Genomic DNA, 23,567 nt, shown 5'->3' on the forward strand with positions numbered 1-23,567 from the left:
AGTGTCCTTTTTTATTTCTCATATTATTATTTTCTCAGTTTATCAATAAATGCAGCAAATTTCCCCTGTTCCCCACTATCCAGCGAACGACTGTAAATATTTCTGAGCCAGGCCGTGATCACATCGATCAGGATCGGAGAAAATGTCATCAGAAGGAACACCAGAATGATCATTCCGAATTCCAGCGATCCCAGTGTCAGAAGATTCTGCAGAACCACCGCCGCACCGAAAAAGATCACCTGCATACTGTAAATGATCACCTTTCGATACTTATTCAGAGGTGCGTAAACTGTCTTAAGTGCCGCCATATAATTCCATCCTGTTACAAGCACACAGGCTGTATTCAGCATAGCATTGGAATGGTATACATTCTGGCATACCAGCATCACACTGAACACACAGCCCGTGATGGTCACAGCAGCCGGAAATGCATTCATAAATACATGACGCAAAAATGTATGGTCAATCTTCTCATAATTATTCTCCTGTGCCAGAAGGAATGTAGGAATACCAACAGCACAGGCACTGATCAGAGACATCTGGATCGGCTCAAAGGGATAAGAATCCCCGAAGAAGATCGTGATCAGTGACAGCAACACGGAAAAAATCGTTTTGATCAGAAACATAGATGCCGCAGTACGGATATTATTTACAACCCGGCGTCCCTGATTCACAATTTCCGGCATTGCTGCAAAATTAGAATCCAGCAATACCACATTTGCAATATTCTTGGCCGCATCACTGCCCTCAGCCATGGCAATACTGCAGTCCGCCTCTTTAAGCGCCAGAACATCATTGACACCATCACCGGTCATGGCAACCGTATGCTTCTGAATCTGTAAAGACTTCACCATTGCCTGCTTCTGCTGAGGTGTTACACGCCCGAACACACTATATTCTGCAACTGCCTCGTCCATCTGTTCCTGGGTTGTGATGGTTGTTGCATCGATATAATGCTCAGCATTTTTAAGACCGGCACGTCTGGCAATGGCAGAAACCGTCACCGGATCATCACCGGAGATCACTTTCAGATCAACACCCTGACTTTCGAAATATGCCAGCGTATCCGGTGCCTCTGCACGGATCACATCTGTAATAAGCAAAAGTCCGACAGGTTCCAGTCCCTCCGGAAGCTCCGCTCCCTCACTCACATTTACACTATGGGCAAGAACCAGCACACGAAGACCTTCCTCTGCAAATCTGCCACAATACTCCATCAGCTCCGGGTTCCCTTCCGGAAAAAGAAACTGCGCTGCCCCCATCAGATAAGTACCTGTATCTGTAAATGCAGCTCCGCTGTACTTCCTGTCAGAAGAAAACGGGATCACATGATCCAGCTCCATATCCTGAGATACTTTAAATCTTGCCCTGAGTGCATCGGCAGTGGCATTCTGATCCTTCAGCACAGAAAGCAGATTTCCCATGATATGCTCGATCTCCCAGGTCTTCTCCGGATCTTCCTGACTATGTTTCTCCGGGTCAGCTTCTGACTTTTCCTGTAATACGAGATTCGCACTTCCATCCTCCTTTGCGATCGCATCTGTTGCTGAAACTGCAGAAGTCGCAGAACTCTCAGTTCCATTGCTGTTACCTTCGCCGGATTCAGGATCTTTTCCGGATATTTTCTCTGAAATCTCATCATACACCGGCGGATAGCTCTCCACCGCCTCCACACACATGGTACCCTCTGTGATAGTTCCTGTCTTATCCAGGCAGAGCGTATCCACGCGTGCAAGAGTTTCTATACAGTACAGCTCCTGCACCAGCGTCTTCTTCTGGGCCAGCTTCAGCGCACCCAGAGTCAGTGCCACACTGGTAAGAAGGACCAGTCCCTCCGGAATCATTCCCAGGACCGCTGCAACCATATTGACAACAGAATCCCGGATATTGTCTCCCACAAAATAATACTGTTTATAAAAAAGCAGCGCACCCATTGGTACGATAATGATACTGATCACCTTCAGAATGGCATTCAGGGAATTTCTAAGCTCTGAATTATGGCGTTTGAATTCCTTGGCCTCGCTGGTGATCCTTGACGCATAGTTGTCACTTCCCACATGGATGGTCTGGCAGCAGGCCTGTCCCGCCGTCACAAAGCTTCCGGAAAAAAGCTCATCTCCCGGATTCTTCGGAAGATTGTCTGCCTCACCGGTAAGCAGGGATTCATTGACCTCAAGACTTCCCTCCAGGATCTTCGCATCTGCCGGAACCTGTTCTCCGGCCTTCAGGAATATCAGATCATCGACAACCAGCTTCTCTGTAGAAATTTTCCATTTTTTTCCTTCACGCAGAACAACCGTCTTGGATTCTGTCAGGATGGCCAGCTTGTCAATCGTCTTCTTAGCACGGACCTCCTGAATGATCCCGATCACGGTATTAATAAAAATGATTCCTACAAACATGGAGTTTTTGTAGGAACCAACCAGCAGTACGAGAACCAGCAGCACCAGGTTCAGAAAATTGAAGAATGTCAACGTATTCTCCAGAATGATCTGCTTATATGTCCTGGTGTTGGGGTTTTCGTTATTATTTACCTGGCCCTGCGCAATTCTTTCCTGAACTTCTTCGTTCGTAAGTCCTGTCATGCTTCTTACTTACCTGTCCTTTCAATGGCTTACGGTTCTGTTCAACTGAAGCTTGCTCATGCCCCGGTTATGATCGTAAATAAAATGGATCAATACTCCTCTTCTGTATCCTCTTCACCCTCGTGGATATCAGACTTCGGTTTGGAAAGACCCTCGATCTTAATGTGATGTTTCTCTGCATAATCCCAGAGAGCTGCATGAATTGCTTCCTCAGCAAGCAGGGAACAGTGGATCTTTACCGGCGGAAGTCCGTCCAGAGCCTCCATAACGGCCTTGTTGGTTACTTCCATAGCTTCCTCAATGGTCTTGCCCATTACAAGTTCTGTTGCCATGCTGCTTGTTGCAACTGCTGCACCGCATCCAAATGTTTTAAATTTGCAGTCTTTGATAATATGAGTTTCGTCATCGATATCAAGGAATATTCTCATAATATCACCGCATTTTGCATTTCCTACAGTACCCACGCCACTTGCGTTCTCGATCTCACCGACATTACGTGGATGCTGAAAATGATCCATTACTTTTTCACTATACATTATTTTTTCCTCCTGGCAAGTATTTTTATTATTTTTTCTGCTTTTTAATAAAATCTTCATATAATGGAGACATGCTTCTTAAATTTGCAGTAATATCTTTCAGCTTATCTACTACAAAATCAACATCCTCCATTGTCGTCTCCTCGCTTAAGGTCATACGGAGAGATCCGTGTGCGATCTCATGAGGAAGACCGATAGCTAACAGAACGTGTGACGGATCCAGAGAACCGGATGTACATGCGGAACCGCTGGATGCACAGATTCCGAAATTATCAAGCATCAGAAGAAGTGACTCTCCCTCGATGAACTGGATGCTTACATTTACGTTGTTCGGAAGACGTTTTACTTTATCTCCATTGAGACGTACGTACGGGATCTCTGTGAGGATCCTGCTGATCATATGATCTCTGATCTCGATTTCTTTTGCAGTACGCTCTTTCATGGACTTGTTTGCACGCTCTGCTGCAAGACCGTATCCTACGATACCAGGAACGTTCTCTGTACCTGCACGACGTTTTCTCTCCTGTGCTCCGCCATGTACGAAGGAGCGGATCTTAACGCCCTTACGGATATAGAGGAAGCCGATTCCCTTCGGTCCGTTGATCTTATGTCCGCTGGAGCTGAGCATATCGATATTGAACTCATCTACATTGATCGGGATCTGGCCGAATGCCTGAACAGCATCTGTATGGAACAGGATTCCATGCTCATGTGCGATCTGTCCGATCTCTTTCAGCGGCTCAAGAGTACCAATCTCATTGTTTGCAGCCATAACAGAGATCAGGATGGTCTCCGGTGTGATGGCTTTCTGAAGCTCATCCAGGTCAATGAAACCATTCTCATCTACATCCAGGTATGTGACCTTGGCACCACGCTCTTTTTCAAGGTACTCGCAGGTATGAAGGATGGCATGATGCTCGATCTTTGTTGTGATGATATGGTTTCCTTTATTTTTATATGCCTCAAAGGTCGCTTTCAGAGCCCAGTTATCAGACTCGGAACCACCTGCAGTAAAATAGATCTCCTCTTTTTTGGCTCCGATCACATCTGCGATCTGCTGTCTTGCCTTTGCGATGGCAGCCTTGCTGTTTGCCGCAAAATCATAAACGGTTGAAGCATTTCCATAAAACTCTGTAAAATACGGCAGCATAGCCTCCACAACTTCCGGTGCGGTCTTTGTGGTAGCCGCATTGTCCAGATATATCATTTTTCCCATTTTCTTTTCCTCCTGTTCAGGATAATTATTTTTCGTGTATTCTCCGGCTTTCTTCGATCAGCTCACTGAGCATCAGGGTATCCACTGCATCTGTGATGCTGTCGTTGATCCTCTTCCACACTAATTTAGCCACGCAGAGATCAGAACCCTGGCAGCCACCGTCACCTTCTGTTCCCGGACATGTTGCAGCCTCCAGGCCACCCTCCAGGACACAAAGGATATCTCCCACTGAAATCTCTTCTGCCGGTCTTCCAAGGAAGTATCCTCCGGCTGCACCGCGGACACTCTTCACAAGGCCCGCTTTCTTCAAAAGTGCCATCAGCTGCTCCAGATAGCTGACTGATATATTCTGACGGCCCGCAATACTCTGAATCGAGACCGCTTCTTTTTCACTGTAAAGACCAAGGTCTATCAAAGCCTTAAGTCCGTATTTTGCTCTTGTTGACAGTTTCATCCGCTCACCTCTTTTTCAATTCCCAGTGTTTTCCTCGGATTTCATGTTTACTCTATCAGAAACATATGGTTCTGTCAAGACTAACTTCTTCATATACTGACAAAAAAGACTCAAGGTTATCCATGTCAAAAAAAATATTTCTCAAAGGAACCCTGATTCTTGCCTGCACAGGCCTTATCAGCCGTATCGCAGGTTTCTTTTATAGAATATTCCTCTCCCATGCCATTGGTGCGGAAGGTCTTGGTTTGTATCAGCTGGTTCTTCCTCTCCAGGGACTTATGGCCGCTTTGTCCTATACAGGGATCCAGTCTGCCCTTTCACGCCTGATCGCGTCCAGACTTGCCCTTCAGGAGAAAAAGGAGGCACGTTTTTCGCTGGTCACAGGAACACTTATGGCTGTCTTTTTTTCTGCTGCAGCCGGTTTTCTGCTTTTTCAGCACGCATATTTTTTTGCTTCCGCAATTCTGAAAACACCGCAGACTGCCGGTCTTCTTCGCATAACAGCTGTCAGTATTCCTCTCTGTGCCATTCATTCCTGCATTGACAGCTATTATTATGCCCGGAAAAAAGCCTCTGTTCCGGCAGCCGTGCAGCTTTCGGAGCAGTCTGCACGGATCGGCACTACCTATATCCTGTATCTGATCTTTCTTTCCGAAGGACGTCCGATCACTGCATTGATCGCAGCGGGAGGTTCCCTTGCCGGAGAGACTGCCGCTTCGCTGGTGTCGCTGCTGGTAGTTTCCTTTCATTTCGGAAATCACCCTGTACACGAAAAGACTCCCGTCAGGATCTTTCCGCTGATAAAGGACCTTTTCACACTGTCTTTTCCCATTTCCCTGAACAGGATCCTTCTGACACTTCTCGGCAGCATAGAAGCGGTCCTGATCCCACAGATGCTTCTGCGTTCCGGCATGACAGCCTCAGACTCACTGAAGATCTATGGAATCTTTACAGGAATGGCACTGCCCCTGCTCCTGTTTCCTTCCACACTTACGTCTTCCGCCGCTGTAATGCTGATGCCTTCCATCGCACAGCTTGATGCACTGGGAAAGCAGCAGCAGATCCGCCGTGTCACAGATCAGACCTTTTTTCTGTGCATGTTCCTGGGATTTCTATGCGGAAGCGGATTCTTTCTTTTTGGCCCATTCCTCGGAACATTGCTTTTTCACAGCCAGACTGCCGGAACCTACATACGGTATCTGTCTTTTATCTGTCCTTTTCTTTATACAAACACCATGCTCACCAGCATCCTGCAGGGACTTGGAAAACCGGGGCTCTGTCTGATCCACAGTATTGCCGGCATTCTCATCCGTATTTTCTCCGTTGTTTTTATAATTCCGGCAACAGGGATACGAGGCTATTTTTACGGAATTTTTCTGGGTGAGCTGCTGCTTACTCTTCTACACGTGAAAGCGCTAAAATTTCCCTATCGACAATCGGCCAATAATCGTTTATAATAAATAATTAAAATGTCTATAGTTATGGAGGAATGAAGTACTATGAGTTTTGAATTCATAAAAAAACTGCCAACTCCTGAGGAAATCCGCAATCAGTATCCGCTCGATGCTGAACTTCAGGCGCTCAAGGAGAAACGCGATGCTGAGATTCGCGACGTTTTCACCGGAAAATCCGATAAATTCCTCGCTATCATCGGACCATGTTCTGCAGATAACGAAGATGCCGTATGCGATTATCTTTTAAGACTTCGCAAAGTTCAGGAAAAGATCGAGGATAAAGTCCTTATCATCCCGCGTGTTTACACAAACAAACCACGTACGACCGGTGAAGGATACAAGGGAATGGTCCATCAGCCGGATCCTGAAAAAAAACCGAACCTTCTTGCCGGACTGATCGCGATCCGCAAGATGCACATGCGTGCTATCCGCGAAAGTGGCTTCACCTGTGCAGATGAGATGCTTTACCCGGAGAACTACCGTTATCTCTCTGATCTGCTTTCCTACGTTGCTGTAGGCGCACGTTCTGTTGAAGATCAGCAGCACAGACTCACTGTCAGCGGCATGGATGTTCCGGCTGGTATGAAGAATCCTACCAGTGGTGACTACAGCGTTATGCTGAACTCCATTGTTGCAGCACAGGGTGCTCATCGTTTTATTTACAGAAGCTGGGAGGTTGAGACCACCGGTAATCCACTCTCTCACGCAATCCTTCGTGGTGCAGTAAACAAGCATGGGGAAGCGATCCCGAACTACCATTACGAGGATCTTCGTCTTCTCTATGACAAATACCATGCAAAGAACCTTGCCAACCCGGCAGTGATCGTGGATACCAACCACTCCAACTCCAACAAGCATTACGAGCAGCAGGTTCGTATCGCAAGTGAGGTTCTTCACAGCCGTCAGGTAGATCCTGAGCTTCACTCAATGGTAAAGGGTCTCATGATCGAGAGCTATATCGAACCAGGCAACCAGAAGATCGGTGGAGATCACATCTACGGAAAATCCATCACAGATGCCTGCCTTGGTTGGGATGAGTCTGAGAAGCTGCTTTACACGATCGCTGAAAATTGCTAAGTTCTGTCTGATCTGCACTTCAGGGAACAGACATTTGTGATCATTCTACAATTTATGTTCAAAAAAAGAACCGGCATTCTTCCATTTTGGAAGCTGCCGGTTCTTTTTTGAACGCGTTTTTTATATTATTTCTTACAGATCAATGCCTCGGATGTGCTTTCATATATACGTCTCGCATTTTCGCAACGCCAAAATTCAGATAGACCTGTGTGGTGGAAATATCCGAATGTCCAAGCATTTCCTGCACACTCTTCACGTCCGCTCCATTCTGCAGCATATGTGCGGCAAAAGAATGTCTCAGTGTATGCGGCGTGATATCATGCTGGATCCCGGCTTCCTCTGCATATCCCTTCAGAACCTTCCAGAATCCCTGTCTGCTCATGGATTTTCCTGAACAGTTGGTAAAAAGACTCTCCGTCTCATTTTCTTTCACAAATTTTCCACGGGCTTCCTTCAGATATTTCTCCATGGCTGTTTTGCATACATTTCCTATCGGAATCACCCGTTCCTTATCCTCATCGTGACAGACTACATAACCAAGCCGCAGATTGAGATCCTCCAGATTCAGCCGCAAAAGTTCACTGACACGCATTCCTGTAGCATACAAAAGCTCCAGCATGGCACTGTCCCGGATTCCCTTCGGTGTATTCAGATCCGGCTGTTTCAAAAGGCGGTCTACCTCATCCACAGTAAGGATCTCCGGCATCCGCTTCTCAACCTTGGGCGGCTTCAGTTCCAGAGACGGATCCCTCTCGATCCTGTTCTCCTGATAAAGATACTGAAACAAGGCACGGATAGATGCTACATTTCTGGAGATCGTTGAGGAAGCGAACTGTCCTCTCTCCATATAGCTGAGATAGCCTTCCAGCTCCAGTTCTCCTACATCTCGGATATCATAGATCCCACGATCTGCAAAATACACTGCCATCTTCTTCAGGTCTCTCTGGTAAGATACTTCTGTATTATGTGACGTCCTTTTTCTATTATGTAAATATGTAATGAATTCCCGTATCTCTATGTCCATTTCTCTGCATCCCGTTTCTCTAAAATCATACTCGTTTATGACTGAATTATACTGTGAATTTTACATAAAATCAAACAGTTTTTCATCGTAAAACCGCACAATTTCAACACTTTCCGGCACAAACCACCAAATATCGCAGATTTTATGGAAACCATCACTAGATATTGTGGAAATTTTCCTCAAAAAAATTTCAGGCCCTTTATAACTTTTTCTACGATCCAGGGATTCAGAAAACTTTCTGCAAGGATTCCTCCTGTATACAGCAGAAAAACTGTGATCCCCTGCCGAAAATAAGCCCCTGTTTTCTGCGGCACAAGTCCATAATTTTTCCAGATCCCATACGATTGTCTGTATACGATACCTGCAAGATAAAAATACGCCGGAATATAGACCAGATACTGCGGCATCAGAAGTCCGGCGCCGGCCACACCGCCATAAATACCAAATTCCAGAACCGATAATGCCAGGATCATTCCTGTCTCCATTCCCAAAAACAGCATATATGCGACCGTCAAAGGCACTCCGAATATTGTAAATCCGCATAAAAACAACAGAAGAAAAAAACCTCCTCTTCGTCGCAGCACTTCCAGGAAATAAGCTCCGCCGGAAATATCTTTTCCTGCAAAGCTGCGGATCAGATAAAAAGAAGCCAGGGTTTTCTGCTTCCACTCCATTTTCCAGATCAGATTCGGCAACACATTTCCCGCAAAAACTCCGGTCATAAAAAGAAGCTCCGCCGGAAAACGTCCGGCATTTTTCCACTTCCGGTTCTCTGTCTTACTCTCCATTTACTCACCCTGTACCAGTTTACGCCTGTTTTTCCGGTAATATGACCGTTTTTTCCACATGACAAAAAAAGGCCGGCCAGCTAAAAAGCTGTCCGGCCTTTGGTATTTCCAGAACTTTCTTCCATTGAAAGCTTATTTTGCGTAGTCAACCGCTCTGCTTTCACGGATCACATTAACTTTGATCTGTCCAGGATACTCAAGCTCTGCCTCGATCTGCTTTGCAATATCTCTTGCAAGGAGAACCATATCTGCATCACTTACATGATCCGGCACGACCATAACACGAATTTCTCTTCCTGCCTGAATAGCAAAAGATTTCTCTACGCCCTTGAATTCATTGGTGATATCCTCAAGCTGTTTCAGACGATTGGTATAGGTTTCCAAGGTCTCACGTCTTGCTCCAGGTCTTGCTGCGGAAATTGCATCAGCAGCCTGTACAATACACGCGATCAGAGATTCCGGCTCCACATCACCATGATGAGACGCAACCGTGTTGATAACGATCGGGGACTCCTTGTATTTCTTACAGAGATCCACACCGATCTGAATATGAGAACCTTCTACCTCATGGTCAATGGATTTACCAATGTCATGAAGAAGTCCGGCACGCTTGGCCATACGCACATCCACACCAACTTCTCCTGCAAGAAGTCCGGAAAGCTGTGCAACCTCAATTGAATGTCTCAGAGCATTCTGTCCATAGCTTGAACGGAATTTCATACGTCCAAGAAGCTTCAGAAGTTCCGGATGGATTCCATGTACCCCTACATCCATGGCAGCATTCTCACCGTCTTCCCGGATCTGTGCTTCCACTTCTTTCTGGGCTTTCTCTACCATCTCTTCAATTCTTGCCGGATGGATACGTCCATCCACGATCAGTTTCTCAAGAGCCACTCTGGCGATCTCTCTCCTGATCGGATCAAATGCGGAGAGTACCACTGCCTCCGGTGTATCATCAATGATCAGATCCACACCGGTAAGTGTCTCAAGTGTACGGATGTTACGGCCTTCACGACCGATGATCCTTCCCTTCATTTCATCACTTGGAAGCTGTACCACAGAAATCGTTGTCTCGGAAACATGATCCACTGCACATTTCTGAATGGCATTGACTACATATTCCCTGGCTTTCTTATTGGCATCTTCCTTGGCTCTGTTCTCAAGCTCTTTATAGAGTCTTGCAACATCCACCTTTACGTCATCTTCTACAGATTTCAGTAATTCTTCTTTTGCCTGTTCGGAGGTAAGACCTGAAACTCGTTCCAGTTCCTGTACTCCTTTTTCCTCAAGTTCATTTACTCGTTTTTCTTTTTCTTGTAACTCGTTAAATTTCGCTGTACATTCCAGCTCACGCTTCTCCACTGCATTGGCTTTTTTGTCAACAGATTCCTCTTTTGACAAAACTCGCTTTTCGTATCTCTGCAGCTCGTTTCTCCGTTCCTTGGTTTCCCTTTCCAGTTCATTTTTGGTTCGCAGAGATTCTTCCTTTACTTCAAGTAAAGTTTCGCGTTTCTTGGTCTCTGCTGCTTTCAATGCTTCATCAAGAATATTCCTTGCCTTATCCTCTGCTGTACCTATGATTTCCGCATCCTTGCGTACTTTCTTGTCAACAGCAACCTTGCAAGTAACAGGAACTGCAATAAGTAGCGTGACTACCACAGCGACAATAACACCGATAATTGTGCCTGCCACAGGAGCACCTCCTTATTTAGTTTTCATTGTACAAATACAACAATACAAGTTTAGCTGTTTTTCACATTTATGTCAAGTTTTTCTCATGAAAAAGCAGATTTTGGTTAGCATATATAAACTGGCTCTTTTTCTCCGCAGAGTTATTCCATATCACGGTTCACCCGGATGTTCATTTCTTCCAGGGTATGGGAAATATCCTCATACCGGAACGCTCGTCTGGCCAGATACCCATACAGCCTTCGCATCTGTCCTTCATCAAGCTCTGTGTCCGGCGCATATTTCTTCTCGATCGTCCTGCGTAATACCTCCCGCTCGTCCGGTTCCATAAGCTCTTCCATCTCATTCCAGGCATCCAGGGCAATCTGACGGTCCACACCCTTTAACTGAAGTTCCGAGAGGATCTTCTGACGGCTCCTGGTTTCCATGCGGAAGGAGATATAGGTTCTGGCATAACGGGCATCGTTGATATACCCATAGGACTTCACATAAGCAATGGCATCTTCTACTGCCTCCGGTGAAAATTCAGCCTGACGGAGTTTATCCGTCAGGCCTTTCTCTGTGCGGTCCATATGTTCCAGAAGCCGCATGGCTTTCTTTCTTGCACGGTTTCGTTCTTCCAGATCCAGCATGGATTACTCTTCCTTCTCTGTATCTTCTGCCTGTACTGCTGCTTCTGCTGTCTCATCTGCCGGATCCAGATGATAATGTACACGAACCTTCTTCTCGATCTCATCGCGGATCTCCGGATGCTCTCTCAGGAATAATTTGGCATTCTCACGTCCCTGTCCGATCTTATCCCCTTCATATGCATACCAGGCTCCGCTCTTGTTTACGATGGAACATTCTGCAGCCAGATCCAGGATATCTCCCTCTCTGGAAATACCGGTTCCGAACATGATATCAAACTCTGCCTGCTTAAATGGCGGAGCCACCTTGTTCTTAACTACTTTCACACGGGTGTGGTTTCCAACCATCTCACCACCCTGCTTCAATGTTTCCACACGGCGTACATCCATACGGACAGATGCATAGAATTTCAGCGCACGTCCACCGGTTGTAGTTTCCGGATTGCCAAACATCACTCCAACCTTTTCACGAAGCTGGTTGATAAAGATCACCACGCAGTTGGACTTGCTGATAACAGCCGTCAGTTTACGGAGTGCCTGTGACATCAGACGGGCCTGCAGACCTACATGGCTGTCTCCCATATCTCCTTCGATCTCAGCCTTGGGGACCAGGGCTGCAACAGAGTCCACGATCACGATATCCACAGCACCGGAACGTACCATAGTCTCTGTGATCTCCAGCGCCTGCTCTCCGTTATCCGGCTGTGAAATATAAAGGTTGTCGATATCAACACCTATACTCTTGGCATAAACAGGATCAAGAGCATGCTCCGCATCGATAAATCCTGCAATTCCGCCTCTCTTCTGCACTTCAGCGACCATATGTAAGGCTACCGTTGTCTTACCACTGGACTCCGGCCCGTAGATCTCCACGATACGTCCCTTGGGAACACCACCTACACCAAGGGCGATATCCAGGCTTAAGCATCCTGTGGGAACTGCCTCCACCTGCATATGGGAACTGGAATCTCCAAGCTTCATGACAGAGCCTTTACCGAACTGTTTCTCAATATTTCCAAGAGCCGCTTCCAGCGCCTTCTGCTTCTCTTCACTGATCATTATGTAATCTCCTATTCTTTATTCTCTTTCTAATCAGGTTTCTTTTAATCCGAACCTTTGTTCGTGTTTTCTGTATTACATAGTATTATAAAACGGAATGATTGTCAATAAGATACTTGAAAATCCCTCTTTTTTTTTGTTGACAGGATCTCTGAAAATCCGACAAAAAGCTTCCCATACATGATTTCTTTTTCCTCTCTGAATGCAAAAAAGCAGATAAAAAGATTTCCCTCTTCATCTGCTTTTTATGCAATATATTTCCTGTCACTGATCGTTGGTCAGCTTCAGTTTGTCCAGAATATAGAATACAAGGCTTAATGCCATGGCAACCACACATGCCAGCACCATACCGGTAAGCTCAACATTTCCAAGCTTCAGGGCAATTCCGGAAAGACCTACAACAAAGACAACGCTTGTCAGCGTCAGATTTCTGGACTTGCTGTAATCCACGTGATTGTCAACCAGCATACGAAGGCCTGAGGTTCCGATCATTCCGTAAAGAAGGAAGGAAATCCCACCGATCACCGGACCGGGAATGGTACTGATCAGGGCTGCCAGTTTACCAAGGAAGGAACAGCAGATAGAAAGCACTGCCGCACCACCGATCACCTGTACACTGTAAACCTTTGTCACTGCCATGACACCGATGTTCTCACCGTAAGTAGTTGTCGGCACAGAACCAAGGCATCCGGAAACTGTGGTAGAGAAGAAATCTGCAAACAGGGATCTGTGGAGACCCGGATCTTTCAGAAGATTTCTTCCAACGATCTTTCCGGTTACGATCTGATGGCCGATATGCTCGGAGGTTACCAGAAGCAATGCCGGAAAGATCGTCATAATGGCCTCAAAATTAAATTTCGGAGATGTAAAGTTGGGAAGAGCCAAAAATGCCGCTTCCCTTACCTGTGTAAAATCCAGAAGCCCGCATGCACCTGCTGACACATATCCCGCAATGATCGCGATCAGGATCGGAATAACAGAAAGGAAGCCCCTGAACAGGATCTGCCCGAATACCGCAACTCCAAGTGTGACCAGAAATACGATCACATTCTTCGGATCTACCTTCTCGTCCAGAAGTCCTGCCGTACTTGCTGCATTTCCCGCAAGTTCCAGACCGATCAGTGCCACTACCGGTCCCATTGCCGCTGTAGGAAGCACGATATCAATCCAGTCTGTTCCGCACTGGCGGACGATCAATGCCACGCACATACCAGCAATACCCAGAACAACGAAACCACCAAGGGCATACTCATATCCATACTTGCTGATCACCAGAAGAGCCGGTGAAAGGAAGGCAAAACTGGAGCCCAAATAAGCCGGTGCCTTTCCTTTTGTGATGAAAATAAAAAGGAGTGTTCCCACACCATTCATCAGAAGCACAATAGCCGGACTGATACCAAAAAGGAATGGCACCAGTACGGATGCTCCGAACATGGCGAACATGTGCTGGATACTTAACGGTATCAGCATCTTTGCAGGTACTTTTTCTTCGACCTGTATGATTCTTTTTTCCACTCTCAAATCCTCCTGTTTTTTATTATCTCACAGATTATAGCACAGGTTTTCACATCGTGGGAGATTTTTTACACAAATATGCAGATATTGTGTGTTATACTGTTATTATCTCCGTAAAAACAGGCGGATTCCATAAATACAGCTGCCGTCTGTTCCGGAAGGAATTTTTCAGAAAGGAATATTCTTCTATGAAAGCATACCAACGACTTCTATCCTATGTAAAAATATCCACACCCAGCAATGAAGAAAGCTCTTCTTCCCCCTCTTCCCAGTGCCAGTTTGACCTGGCCCGGCTTCTTGTGGAGGAACTGAAAGGCCTTGGGATCTCTGATGTGTCTCTGGATGAACACTGTTACGTTTATGCACATCTTCCTGCTACAGAAGGTCTGGAGCACTGCAAAGCACTGGGCTTTATCGCTCATATGGATACAGTTTCCGATTTCTGCGACCATGCAGTCACACCGGTGGTCACAGAAGATTACGATGGAAAAGAGCTCCCTCTCGGCACAAGCGGCAGAACTCTTTCCCCGGAAATGTTCCCCCATCTTGCTTCACTTGCCGGGCGTACCCTGATCACCTCAGACGGAACCACGATCCTGGGCGCAGACGACAAGGCCGGCATTGCAGAGATCCTCACTGCGCTGGAGCATATCCTTACGGAAAAAATACCTCACGGACCTCTCTGCGTTGCTTTTACTCCGGATGAAGAGATCGGCATGGGACCGGCCCACTTTGATGTAAAAAAATTCGGTGCGGATTATGCATATACCCTGGACGGTGATACGGAAGGCGAGATCCAGTACGAAAACTTTAACGCCTGCAGTGCAAAAGTAACCTTCCAGGGTGTTAATGTACATCCCGGTTCTTCCAAAAATACTATGATCAACGCAGCCCTCGTTGCCATGGAATTTAACTCCATGCTTCCGGCAGCGGACACTCCCAGGAATACAGAAGACTACGAAGGATTTTTCCATCTGTGTTCCATGAAAGGAGATGTTTCCCAGGCTGAGCTTCAGTATATTGTCCGGGATCACGATGCCGCTTCTTTTGAGATCCGTCAGAAAACGCTTACACATATCACGGAGATCCTCAATGAAAAATGGGGGGAAGGTACCGTAACTCTTACCATCACCCAGCAATACCGCAATATGAAAGAGATCATCGATACCTGCCCATGGCTGATATCTCTGGCAGAGGAAGCCTGCCACAGCTGCGGTGTCACACCGCTGATCCTGCCTATCCGCGGCGGCACAGACGGTGCACAGTTAAGCTTTATGGGACTGCCCTGCCCGAATCTCGGAACCGGCGGACATGCCTATCACGGGCCTTATGAGCATATTACAGCAGAAGGAATGGATGCCGCTGTGAACGTTACTCTGGAGATCATAAGACTGTTTTCACAGAAAAAAGGCTAAAAGGAATCCATTCTTCAAAAGCCTGCATTTCCAGAGAACTGATATAATAAAAAAATACTCACAGATCCTCCGGCTGGAAATCTGCCGGAACAAATCTGTGAGTATTTTTTCCTGTGCTAGCTGTGTTCACTTTGAGTTCTGCACCGAATAACTGTATTGCCGTTTACTGATCGGACTTACAGATCAGATAATCTTCATCATTCTCGCCAGCTTCTTCATATATCTTCCACCAGGCATCATACCCAGCTCATCTTCACCGGGCTTGCTTACAAACAGATATACAATAAAGTATACACCTGCTGCCAGCATCACGGAAATACCAAGACAGATCACATTGGAATGGATCAGTGCATACAATCCGTAATACACCACTCCCGCAACAACCCCCATCGGGATAGATGCCAGGAACGGGCTTAAATAAGCACTTCTCCACGGATTCTTATAGCCCATATATTTCTTGATGGAACGGTCATTGAGAAGACACATCACAACTGCATAAACGATCTGGGCGATGACAATGGTATAAACACCAAGATTGGTAAATACCAAAAGCAGGGCCATGGCTATCACATCTGCCACCAGTGCAATGGCTGCATGGATCATCGGGAGCTTCGGCTTGCCGATTCCCTGAAGTACACCGTTGGTGATATTGGAGTTGCCATTCAGGATAATGGTGATTCCTCCCAGGATCAGAAGCTGTCCGCCTACGCCATTGGTTCCCGGGAAGATCAGTCTCGTGATCGGTCCGGAAAGAACTGCAAGACCTACTGCCGCCGGAATGGAGATCAGCATACTGATCCATGTGGCACGGTCTGTCTTCATATTTGCACCTTCAATATCGTGCATTGCATAATGCGCGGAAACCTCAGGGATCATAGATGTCGGTGCTGTACTTGCCAGGGTAAGCGGGATATTGATCAGCGTCATATAATATCCGTACTCGGAATACAAGGTCTGGATCACGTCCTTGGCAGCACCCTTGATATCCATGATACCGGAATACATATAGCTGTTGATATATCCGTTTACATTATAAATAAAAGCACTGAGAATGATCGGCATGATGATGAGCACGATATTACTCATTACATGACCCATACTCTCATTTATAGAATGGCGGTCATTGACGATCCTTTTCCGGATGATCTTACGGTTTACCCCATAAACGATCAGCATAAAGATCAGCGCGGAAGCCACACCTGCTCCGGTACCCATGGTAGCACCTGCCGCACCCCAGCGATGGACCAGATCCATATCTCCTGTTGCGGAAAAATGCTGGATAAATACATGTGACATCAGAAGCGCAAAGGTTGCCACAAAGATCTGCTCAATGATCTGCGAGATCGATGTAGGCATCATATTGCGGTATGCCTGGAAATATCCACGGAATACACCGCAGAGACCGGACATGAAAATTGTGGGCGCAAGCATCTGCAGTGCCAGACGGGCGTTAGCCATACTGTCCGGAACCAGGATCCCTGCACCAAATACACAGATCAGCGCCACGATACCGCCGGCAACTGCCGCATAGATCAGTGCACCGTAAAATACCTTCTGTGCATCCTTATATCTGTGAAAAGCGATCTTCTCCGCCATGATCTTGGATACAGCCTGAGGAATACTGAAGGACGCGATCATCAGCAGGATAAAATATACATTCTGTGCAAACTGGAAAAGTGCAAAGCTCTGACTTCCCAGTGTAGTTGAAAGCGGACTCTTGTACAGCATTCCGATGATCTTGGAGATCAGCGCCGCAACCATAAGAAAAGATGCGTTTTTCACAAGTGTGTTATCATTTTTTTTACCCATTTTACTTTCCTTAACTTAAATATTCTCAATCTGCCAGTCAACAGGTTCTACCCCATTGGCTTTCAAAAATTCATTAGCCTTGCTGAAATGCTTGCATCCGAAAAATCCCCGGTAGGCAGAAAGGGGACTTGGATGTGGTGCTTCCAGGATCAGATGCTTCGGATTATGAAGCATGGATGCCTTCATCTGAGCAGGCCGCCCCCAGAGAAGAAACACGATCGGGCGATCCTCCTGGTCCAGGATCCGGATGGCCGCATCGGTAAACTGTTCCCAGCCGATCCCTCTGTGGGAATTGGCCTGATGTGCACGTACAGTCAGCACTGTGTTCAAAAGAAGCACGCCCTGCTTTGCCCATTTTTCCAGATTACCGTTGTTTGGGATATAACATCCCATATCATCCTCAAGTTCCTTATAAATATTCACCAGAGATGGCGGTGTTTCCACACCTTTTTTTACGGAAAAGCAAAGCCCATGAGCCTGTCCGTCATTGTGATAGGGGTCCTGTCCCAGGATCACAACCTTTACCTGATGCAGAGGCGTAAAATGAAACGCATTGAACATATCTTCCGGCGGCGGAAAAATCTTTCTTGTTCTGTATTCTGTCATCACGGTTTTATAAAGTTTGGCATAGTAGGGCTGATGAAACTCACCTTTCAGTGCCTCCTGCCAGTCTCCTGCTATAGGAGCCATATCTATCACCTCTCATCCAACTTATCTTCTCACGGAAATTCCTTTTTCCGCAAGGTAATCCTTCACTTCCCGGATCTCCAGCTCTTTGTAGTGGAACAGAGATGCTGCCAGTGCCGCATCTGCTCCGCCTTCTGTCAGTGCATCATAAAAATGCTCCAGGGTTCCGGCACCACCGGAGGCGATCACCGGGATGGAAACCGCATCTGCAACGGCTCTTGTAAGTTCAATATCATACCCGGCCTTGGTTCCGTCACAGTCCATGCTGGTAAGAAGGATCTCACCTGCGCCAAGTTCTTCCACCTTCTTTGCCCATTCAAGAGCATCAATACCGGTATCCAGTCTTCCGCCATGTTTGTAGATATTCCAGCCGCCATCCTGTCTTCTCTTGGCATCAATGGCAACTACTACACACTGGCTTCCGAATTTCTGTGCGGCCTCATGGATCAGCTCCGGACGGTCGATAGCTGCGGAATTTACAGAAATCTTATCTGCACCTTCACGGAGAAGCTTCCGGAAATCATCTACGGTACGGATTCCTCCGCCTACGGTAAACGGGATAAATACGTTGGCTGCAACAGCTCTTACCATATCCACCACGGTATCACGCTCCTCGCAGGAGGCAGTGATATCAAGAAAAACAAGCTCGTCCGCACCGGCTGCATCGTAAGCTTTGGCAATTTCCACCGGATCTCCGGCATCCTTAAGATCAACAAAATTCACGCCTTTTACTACACGTCCTTTATTTACATCCAGACATGGAATGATTCTTTTTGTAAACATGATTATGCCTCCTTTCCGGTGCCTGACTCAAGTGCCGCAAAATTCTCAAGGATCTTCAAGCCCCACCGGCTGCTTTTTTCCGGATGGAACTGACACGCAAATACATTTCCCTTCTCCACAGACGCATGGATGCATGTGCTGTACTGAGTGGTCGCTTTCACGATCTCTTCCTCCTCTGCCTGAAGATAATAGGAATGTACAAAGTAAACGTATGTGTTTTCCGGAATACCCTTAAATAATCTTCCGCTGTTCTGAATATGCAGGGAATTCCAGCCCATATGCGGAATCTTCAGTCCCGGACTTGGCGGGATGCGCAGGATTTTCCCCTTCAGGATTCCAAGACCTTCCACTCCTGGTGTCTCATCACTGCTCTCAAAAAGCAGCTGCAGTCCCAGGCATATCCCAAGAAAGGGCGTTCCCTTTTCCACGATCTCATGTATTACCGGAACAAGTCCGTATTTTTTGAGATTTTCCATAGCATCACCAAAGCTTCCAACTCCCGGAAGAATTACTTTATCTGCTTTCAGAAGCACCTGGGGATCTCTTGAGACGACAGTCTCCTGTCCCAGATACTGAAGTGCTTTTTCCACACTTTTGATGTTTCCTGCATCGTAGTCAATGATTCCTATCATAATAATGCTTCCTCCTGCTCTTTTGTATCTCGATATTCCTCTCTCACCTTCGATTTACATTGCTTTAGTATAACGCAAAAACAGGCGGTTGCAAAGACTTTTCTCTGCTGCCGCCCATTTTTTCACATTATCACGGTAAAGTTTTATTATTTCCGGTCCAGTGTAAACCAGAATTCCACACCATTATCAAAGTTCTGTACGCCATATTCCTGGTTCATGCTTTCCATAATGGCCTTTACAATGGATAAACCGATACCGCTTCCGCCGTATTCCCTGGTTCTCGCTTTATCAACTTTATAAAATTTATTCCAGAGATTCGGTACATCTGCCTCAGGGATCGGAGTCCCTGTGTTAAACACACTGATCTTCACACGGTTACCCTCATCCTGCAGCTTGATCTCGATTTCTTTCTCTCCCTCCAGATGGTTCAGGGCATTGCTTACATAGTTTGTCACAACCTCTTCGATCTTAAACTCATCGGCCCATACATAAACCGGCTTCTCCGCCTCAAAGATCACTTTTGCATTCTTCTGTCCGATCATGATATTCATGGTCTGAAGCACGCCGCGGATCAGGGATACGATATCAAACCGCTCCATTACAACTGCATCTTTGCCGGATTCCAGCTGATTCAGTGTGAGAAGATTTTTTACCAGTTTATTCATCTTGGAGGCTTCATCCATAATGACATCGCAATAGAACTCTCTGCTCTCAGGATCATCAGAAATATTTTCTTTTAAGCCTTCTGCATAGCCCTGGATCAGGGCAATGGGAGTTTTCAGTTCATGGGACACGTTATCCAGAAATTCCTTTCGCATCTTGTCGATCTTGATCTTGTCCTCAATGTCACGCTGCAGTTCATTATTTGCAGATTTCAGTTCACTGATGGTAGTCTCCAGCTGTGAGGACATCCGGTTGAAATTATCTCCCAGAACATCGATCTCATTGCCGACCTTGCTCTCGTATTTTGCCTCAAAATCCAGATCTGACATTTTTCTGGAAAGTTCCGTAAGCTCACTGATGGGACGGGTGATCCTCCTGGTCACGACCATAATGACCAGACCACTTAAGATTATGATCATCAGACCTACCGCAAAGTAAAACTTATTGGAAATATCAGCGCTCTCCCGGATGCTCTCAAGGGGTGTCCTTATGATAAAATAATGTTCCTCATCCAGCTGTCCCCAGCATTCCACATAATCCATTCCCGCAAACCGGTCATGCGACTGCTGAATGGTATAATTGTCACCCTGCTTCAAGGTCCGGCTCTTATCTCCGTCCTCATCCAGATCATAGACATATCCGAACAGCTTGCTCTGAAGCATTTTTTCATTTTCGCCCCAGGAAAGCCAGCTGGTATTGCTGCTGTCAATGATAACCCAGGAAAGATTGTTTCTGGAGCAGGCTCTCTGGATCTCATCGGGAATACTCTCCATACCTTTCGAGCTGTTGCTGTTCATCATCTTGTCAATATCTGTATTTTCCAGAGTTGTTCGGAGATTCAGAAGTACATCGATCTTTTTTGTCACATAATATTTTTCAAGAAAGGCTCCGTTGATCACGGTAATAGTCAGAATGGATAAAAACAGCAGACCGATAAAGTATGCTGTGATCTGATGGCGGAGACTGTGGATCTTTTTTATTTTTTCCTTCGGTTTTTTCATTCTCCTACCTCAAACTTATAGCCCATCCCCCAGACTGTCTTGATATACTCGCCCTTATCGCCCATTTTACTTCTCAGTTTTTTGACATGAGTATCAATGGTTCTGGCATCTCCGAAATAATCATAATTCCACACAGAATTCAGGATCTTTTCTCTGGAAAGAGCGATTCCCTCATTCTCCAGAAAATAAGTCAGAAGCTCAAATTCCTTGAAGCTCAGATCCATCGGTTTATCATCTACCGTTGCCTGATGCGCTGCCTTGTCAATGACAATCCCACCTGCTGAAAGTATCTCATCCGGGTTGCTCTGTCCCGTTCTTCGAAGAATGGCTTCTACACGTGCTACAAGGATCTTGGGGCTGAAGGGTTTGGAGATATATTCGTCCACCCCGAGTTCAAATCCCAGAAGCTCATCACGCTCATCTCCTCTTGCTGTCAGCATAATGATGGGAACCTTGGAATTTTTGCGGATCTCACGACATACTTCCCAGCCATCCATCTTCGGCATCATCACATCCAGGATCAGAAGCGCAATGTCCTTTTCTTTATAAAAAATATCCATGGCCTCCTCACCGTCACCGGCTTCCAGTACCTGGAAATTCTTTTTGGTGAGAAAATCCTTTACCAGTTTTCTCATTCTGCTCTCGTCATCTACTACAAGAATTTTTAATGCATCCATTCTATCTTCCTCCGTTTCTCAGTCGCTGTTCCGGGCAGCTGTTGACAGCCCGAAATGCTCTGTATCATCCCTCTTTATAAAAAGCTGAGCTTTTACTTCCGGTTCATCTAAAGCGGATATTTCCATTCCGCTTTGCTACTGCTCATAATATATCACAGGTTTGTGTTGTGTGTGTGAACGTAATTTCATTTTTTTTATTTTATCCGCCCAAAAAGGAGAACCCTCTAAAAGGATTCTCCGATCTTTTCTCCCATGAGTACTCTTGTTTCAATTCCTTCACGGGAATTGTTTAAAATATCTTCATCCGGCTTTACCGCATTTTTTTCGGTGATCAGCACAATGGTGGAGCCGCCGAAAGCAAAATTTCCTTTTTCGTCTCCCCGTTTCACAAATGCTTTCCCTGGCCGGTTTTCGATCCTTCCGACAAGAAGAGCACCTACCTCCATCATCAGCACGGTACGGAAATTCTCTGTTTTCAAAAGAGAATACTCTCTGCTGTTTTCCTTGTAGATCGGATAGGCATCGTTGGCCACGGGGTTGACTGTATGCAGGATTCCCGGGATCCTGATGCGTCCGGACTCCGCCGCATTGTCCGGATAAATATATCTGTGATAATCCTGAACACAGAGACGAAGCACCCACACATAGCCGCCCTGATATCTTTTTCCAAGAGAAGGATTCCTGAGAAGCCCATCTATGGTATATTCGGTCTGTTTGATATGAAGACAGGCTTTTTCATCTACCGGATACACACTCACCCTGCAGTCACAGGGACTGATAAAATGTCCCGGTTCCATATCAATATGGCGGGCACCCTCCCGGATCTTCCGCTTGAAAAAATCATTGTAGGAAGTATATTTACGCTTTTCATAATCACTCATATCCAGATGATTGAACCGTATAAAGGGTTTCACCGCTGCTGCCGAAAGCCTGGAATCCAGAATCCATCCCATGGCAATGGAAACAACGGGAGTGACCAGCGGCCGGATCAGCATGCGTCCGGCCACAGAACCGTAGATTTTTTCCAGAAGGTTGTTCTGAAAGGAATCCTCCTCTGTAATATGCCCCATTCTGTCCGCTGTCCGGATCATAGATTACCACCTCTCTCCATGGAAAGTTTATAGCGATAATTGAACTTCCACCATCCTTCGTTGTAGAAAAGTACAAGAAGAACTGCCACAGCAACTACCGCAACAATGATCACCAGCTCCCTGTTGGTGGGCTTACGGAATTTAAAATCCAGGATAAACAGAAGTCCTACCGTCAGCATTGCAATATGAAGGAGCACCACAAACCATTTATACTCCGGAAAAAGCAGGGATACCACAAATAGAAGCGGCAGGACCACAGACATGGATGTGATGGGAAGTCCCTGATAATATTTTCGGTTTTCGGAGGTTTCATTCTGACGTTTTTCCTCCATAACATTGAAGTATGCCAGACGGATCAGGCCTGCCAGACCGTAAAATAAAAGAATAGCTATTCCGTAAATATGACACATTCCAAGCTTAAATCCCAGCACAATGGGAAGGATCCCGAAACAGACGATATCTGCAAGGGAATCGATCTGGATCCCGAAGCATTTCTCTTCCTCCGTTCTGTTCTTCTTAGTTCTTGCGATCTTTCCGTCAAACATATCACACAGTCCGGAAAATGCAAGACAGCACACCGCTGCTGAAATATGGTCCGTCACAGCACAGAAGATTCCGATCATGGAAGAAACTACGCTTATGTAAGTCATTATTACCGTGTAATCATAAAATCCTATCATTTGCACACCTCTTTTTTCTTTTTCATGTCAGGCTATATTCACAGTCCCACAGGGGACTTACCTGATCTGGGTCAAGCAGATCTCCGCGATCTGCATTCGATCA

At 46.2% G+C, this 23,567-nt stretch carries 21 protein-coding genes; 3 read left to right on the top strand and 18 right to left on the bottom strand.

Annotation, left to right across the window (positions count from 1 at the left end; translation table 11 throughout):
- Nucleotides 1-26 precede the first annotated feature (26 nt).
- The 4 genes from ACTNDQ_RS02695 to ACTNDQ_RS02710 all read right to left on the bottom strand — a co-directional run bounded on the left by ACTNDQ_RS02695 (nt 27) and on the right by ACTNDQ_RS02710 (nt 4,791).
- Entirely contained in the window at nt 27-2,585 is a 2,559-nt protein-coding gene (locus tag ACTNDQ_RS02695) for an HAD-IC family P-type ATPase (RefSeq protein WP_441063606.1), read from the bottom strand.
- 89 nt (nt 2,586-2,674) lie between these two features.
- Complete coding sequence (gene nifU, locus ACTNDQ_RS02700; RefSeq protein WP_015526995.1) at nt 2,675-3,121, bottom strand: Fe-S cluster assembly scaffold protein NifU; 447 nt, start codon at nt 3,119-3,121, stop codon at nt 2,675-2,677.
- Nucleotides 3,122-3,149: 28 nt separating this feature from the next.
- On the bottom strand, nt 3,150-4,337 hold the full coding sequence (nifS, locus tag ACTNDQ_RS02705) for a cysteine desulfurase NifS (protein WP_021650819.1): 1,188 nt from the start codon (nt 4,335-4,337) through the stop codon (nt 3,150-3,152).
- A 25-nt stretch (nt 4,338-4,362) separates the two neighbouring features.
- Entirely contained in the window at nt 4,363-4,791 is a 429-nt protein-coding gene (locus ACTNDQ_RS02710) for an RrF2 family transcriptional regulator (protein ID WP_441063609.1), read from the bottom strand.
- A gap of 122 nt (nt 4,792-4,913) precedes the next feature.
- Between ACTNDQ_RS02710 and ACTNDQ_RS02715 the strand changes: the two genes are divergently transcribed.
- On the top strand, nt 4,914-6,248 hold the full coding sequence (locus ACTNDQ_RS02715) for an oligosaccharide flippase family protein (protein WP_278796019.1): 1,335 nt from the start codon (nt 4,914-4,916) through the stop codon (nt 6,246-6,248).
- Between the two features lie 42 nt (nt 6,249-6,290).
- The gene (locus ACTNDQ_RS02720) at nt 6,291-7,322 is read left to right on the top strand and encodes a 3-deoxy-7-phosphoheptulonate synthase (protein ID WP_015526991.1); all 1,032 of its coding nucleotides are present in this window, start codon (nt 6,291-6,293) and stop codon (nt 7,320-7,322) included.
- Nucleotides 7,323-7,461: 139 nt separating this feature from the next.
- Here ACTNDQ_RS02720 and xerD read toward each other — a convergent pair whose 3' ends face one another.
- From xerD to uraA, 6 genes are all read right to left on the bottom strand, one after another.
- Nucleotides 7,462-8,346: a site-specific tyrosine recombinase XerD gene (xerD, locus tag ACTNDQ_RS02725; protein WP_015526990.1), complete on the bottom strand. Its 885-nt coding sequence runs from the start codon at nt 8,344-8,346 to the stop codon at nt 7,462-7,464.
- A gap of 179 nt (nt 8,347-8,525) precedes the next feature.
- On the bottom strand, nt 8,526-9,134 hold the full coding sequence (locus tag ACTNDQ_RS02730; protein WP_021650815.1) for a stage II sporulation protein M: 609 nt from the start codon (nt 9,132-9,134) through the stop codon (nt 8,526-8,528).
- Between the two features lie 132 nt (nt 9,135-9,266).
- A complete protein-coding gene (gene rny, locus ACTNDQ_RS02735) occupies nt 9,267-10,826 on the bottom strand; it encodes a ribonuclease Y (RefSeq protein WP_021650814.1) in 1,560 nt (519 codons plus the stop codon).
- Nucleotides 10,827-10,966: 140 nt separating this feature from the next.
- Nucleotides 10,967-11,455, bottom strand: coding sequence for a regulatory protein RecX (locus ACTNDQ_RS02740; protein ID WP_173722591.1), 489 nt, complete (start codon nt 11,453-11,455; stop codon nt 10,967-10,969).
- Nucleotides 11,456-11,458: 3 nt separating this feature from the next.
- A complete protein-coding gene (gene recA / locus ACTNDQ_RS02745) occupies nt 11,459-12,511 on the bottom strand; it encodes a recombinase RecA (protein ID WP_015526986.1) in 1,053 nt (350 codons plus the stop codon).
- A 264-nt stretch (nt 12,512-12,775) separates the two neighbouring features.
- Entirely contained in the window at nt 12,776-14,026 is a 1,251-nt protein-coding gene (gene uraA / locus ACTNDQ_RS02750) for a uracil permease (RefSeq protein ID WP_441063614.1), read from the bottom strand.
- Between the two features lie 188 nt (nt 14,027-14,214).
- On the opposite strand from uraA, the gene pepT reads away from it, so the two are divergent.
- The gene (gene pepT / locus ACTNDQ_RS02755; RefSeq protein WP_279199374.1) at nt 14,215-15,441 is read left to right on the top strand and encodes a peptidase T; all 1,227 of its coding nucleotides are present in this window, start codon (nt 14,215-14,217) and stop codon (nt 15,439-15,441) included.
- 183 nt (nt 15,442-15,624) lie between these two features.
- On the opposite strand, the gene ACTNDQ_RS02760 is transcribed toward pepT, so the two are convergent.
- The 8 genes from ACTNDQ_RS02760 to ACTNDQ_RS02795 form a co-directional block, all read right to left on the bottom strand.
- The gene (locus tag ACTNDQ_RS02760) at nt 15,625-17,250 is read right to left on the bottom strand and encodes a putative polysaccharide biosynthesis protein (RefSeq protein ID WP_092069576.1); all 1,626 of its coding nucleotides are present in this window, start codon (nt 17,248-17,250) and stop codon (nt 15,625-15,627) included.
- Nucleotides 17,251-17,265: 15 nt separating this feature from the next.
- Nucleotides 17,266-17,940: a uracil-DNA glycosylase gene (gene ung, locus ACTNDQ_RS02765; RefSeq protein ID WP_021650805.1), complete on the bottom strand. Its 675-nt coding sequence runs from the start codon at nt 17,938-17,940 to the stop codon at nt 17,266-17,268.
- Between the two features lie 21 nt (nt 17,941-17,961).
- Nucleotides 17,962-18,720 carry an imidazole glycerol phosphate synthase subunit HisF gene (gene hisF / locus ACTNDQ_RS02770; RefSeq protein ID WP_059085355.1) on the bottom strand — a complete coding sequence of 253 codons (759 nt, stop codon included), beginning with the start codon at nt 18,718-18,720 and terminating at the stop codon, nt 17,962-17,964.
- Between the two features lie 2 nt (nt 18,721-18,722).
- Entirely contained in the window at nt 18,723-19,352 is a 630-nt protein-coding gene (gene hisH, locus ACTNDQ_RS02775; protein ID WP_021650803.1) for an imidazole glycerol phosphate synthase subunit HisH, read from the bottom strand.
- Between the two features lie 146 nt (nt 19,353-19,498).
- On the bottom strand, nt 19,499-21,016 hold the full coding sequence (locus tag ACTNDQ_RS02780; RefSeq protein ID WP_022426553.1) for a sensor histidine kinase: 1,518 nt from the start codon (nt 21,014-21,016) through the stop codon (nt 19,499-19,501).
- Nucleotides 21,013-21,693 carry a response regulator transcription factor gene (locus ACTNDQ_RS02785; RefSeq protein WP_015526981.1) on the bottom strand — a complete coding sequence of 227 codons (681 nt, stop codon included), beginning with the start codon at nt 21,691-21,693 and terminating at the stop codon, nt 21,013-21,015. Before ACTNDQ_RS02785 ends, ACTNDQ_RS02780 begins: the two co-directional genes overlap by 4 nt.
- Before the next feature lie 224 nt (nt 21,694-21,917).
- Nucleotides 21,918-22,784, bottom strand: coding sequence for a phosphatidylserine decarboxylase (locus ACTNDQ_RS02790; RefSeq protein ID WP_279199354.1), 867 nt, complete (start codon nt 22,782-22,784; stop codon nt 21,918-21,920).
- A complete protein-coding gene (locus ACTNDQ_RS02795) occupies nt 22,781-23,464 on the bottom strand; it encodes a CDP-alcohol phosphatidyltransferase family protein (RefSeq protein ID WP_441063619.1) in 684 nt (227 codons plus the stop codon). Before ACTNDQ_RS02795 ends, ACTNDQ_RS02790 begins: the two co-directional genes overlap by 4 nt.
- Nucleotides 23,465-23,567: the final 103 nt, after the last annotated feature.

This window comes from Blautia massiliensis (ex Liu et al. 2021) (assembly GCF_052064225.1).
Classification (GTDB): Bacteria; Bacillota; Clostridia; order Lachnospirales; family Lachnospiraceae; genus Blautia_A; species Blautia_A fusiformis.

Coding starts and splice junctions, on each gene's coding strand:
- ACTNDQ_RS02695 (WP_441063606.1), bottom strand. CDS start 2,585: ATGACAGGACTTACGAACGAAGAAGTTCAGGAAAGAATTGCGCAGGGC.
- nifU (WP_015526995.1), bottom strand. CDS start 3,121: ATGTATAGTGAAAAAGTAATGGATCATTTTCAGCATCCACGTAATGTC.
- nifS (WP_021650819.1), bottom strand. CDS start 4,337: ATGGGAAAAATGATATATCTGGACAATGCGGCTACCACAAAGACCGCA.
- ACTNDQ_RS02710 (WP_441063609.1), bottom strand. CDS start 4,791: ATGAAACTGTCAACAAGAGCAAAATACGGACTTAAGGCTTTGATAGAC.
- ACTNDQ_RS02715 (WP_278796019.1), top strand. CDS start 4,914: ATGTCAAAAAAAATATTTCTCAAAGGAACCCTGATTCTTGCCTGCACA.
- ACTNDQ_RS02720 (WP_015526991.1), top strand. CDS start 6,291: ATGAGTTTTGAATTCATAAAAAAACTGCCAACTCCTGAGGAAATCCGC.
- xerD (WP_015526990.1), bottom strand. CDS start 8,346: ATGGACATAGAGATACGGGAATTCATTACATATTTACATAATAGAAAA.
- ACTNDQ_RS02730 (WP_021650815.1), bottom strand. CDS start 9,134: ATGGAGAGTAAGACAGAGAACCGGAAGTGGAAAAATGCCGGACGTTTT.
- ACTNDQ_RS02740 (WP_173722591.1), bottom strand. CDS start 11,455: ATGCTGGATCTGGAAGAACGAAACCGTGCAAGAAAGAAAGCCATGCGG.
- recA (WP_015526986.1), bottom strand. CDS start 12,511: ATGATCAGTGAAGAGAAGCAGAAGGCGCTGGAAGCGGCTCTTGGAAAT.
- pepT (WP_279199374.1), top strand. CDS start 14,215: ATGAAAGCATACCAACGACTTCTATCCTATGTAAAAATATCCACACCC.
- ACTNDQ_RS02760 (WP_092069576.1), bottom strand. CDS start 17,250: ATGGGTAAAAAAAATGATAACACACTTGTGAAAAACGCATCTTTTCTT.
- ung (WP_021650805.1), bottom strand. CDS start 17,940: ATGGCTCCTATAGCAGGAGACTGGCAGGAGGCACTGAAAGGTGAGTTT.
- hisF (WP_059085355.1), bottom strand. CDS start 18,720: ATGTTTACAAAAAGAATCATTCCATGTCTGGATGTAAATAAAGGACGT.
- hisH (WP_021650803.1), bottom strand. CDS start 19,352: ATGATAGGAATCATTGACTACGATGCAGGAAACATCAAAAGTGTGGAA.
- ACTNDQ_RS02780 (WP_022426553.1), bottom strand. CDS start 21,016: ATGAAAAAACCGAAGGAAAAAATAAAAAAGATCCACAGTCTCCGCCAT.
- ACTNDQ_RS02785 (WP_015526981.1), bottom strand. CDS start 21,693: ATGGATGCATTAAAAATTCTTGTAGTAGATGACGAGAGCAGAATGAGA.
- ACTNDQ_RS02790 (WP_279199354.1), bottom strand. CDS start 22,784: ATGATCCGGACAGCGGACAGAATGGGGCATATTACAGAGGAGGATTCC.
- ACTNDQ_RS02795 (WP_441063619.1), bottom strand. CDS start 23,464: ATGATAGGATTTTATGATTACACGGTAATAATGACTTACATAAGCGTA.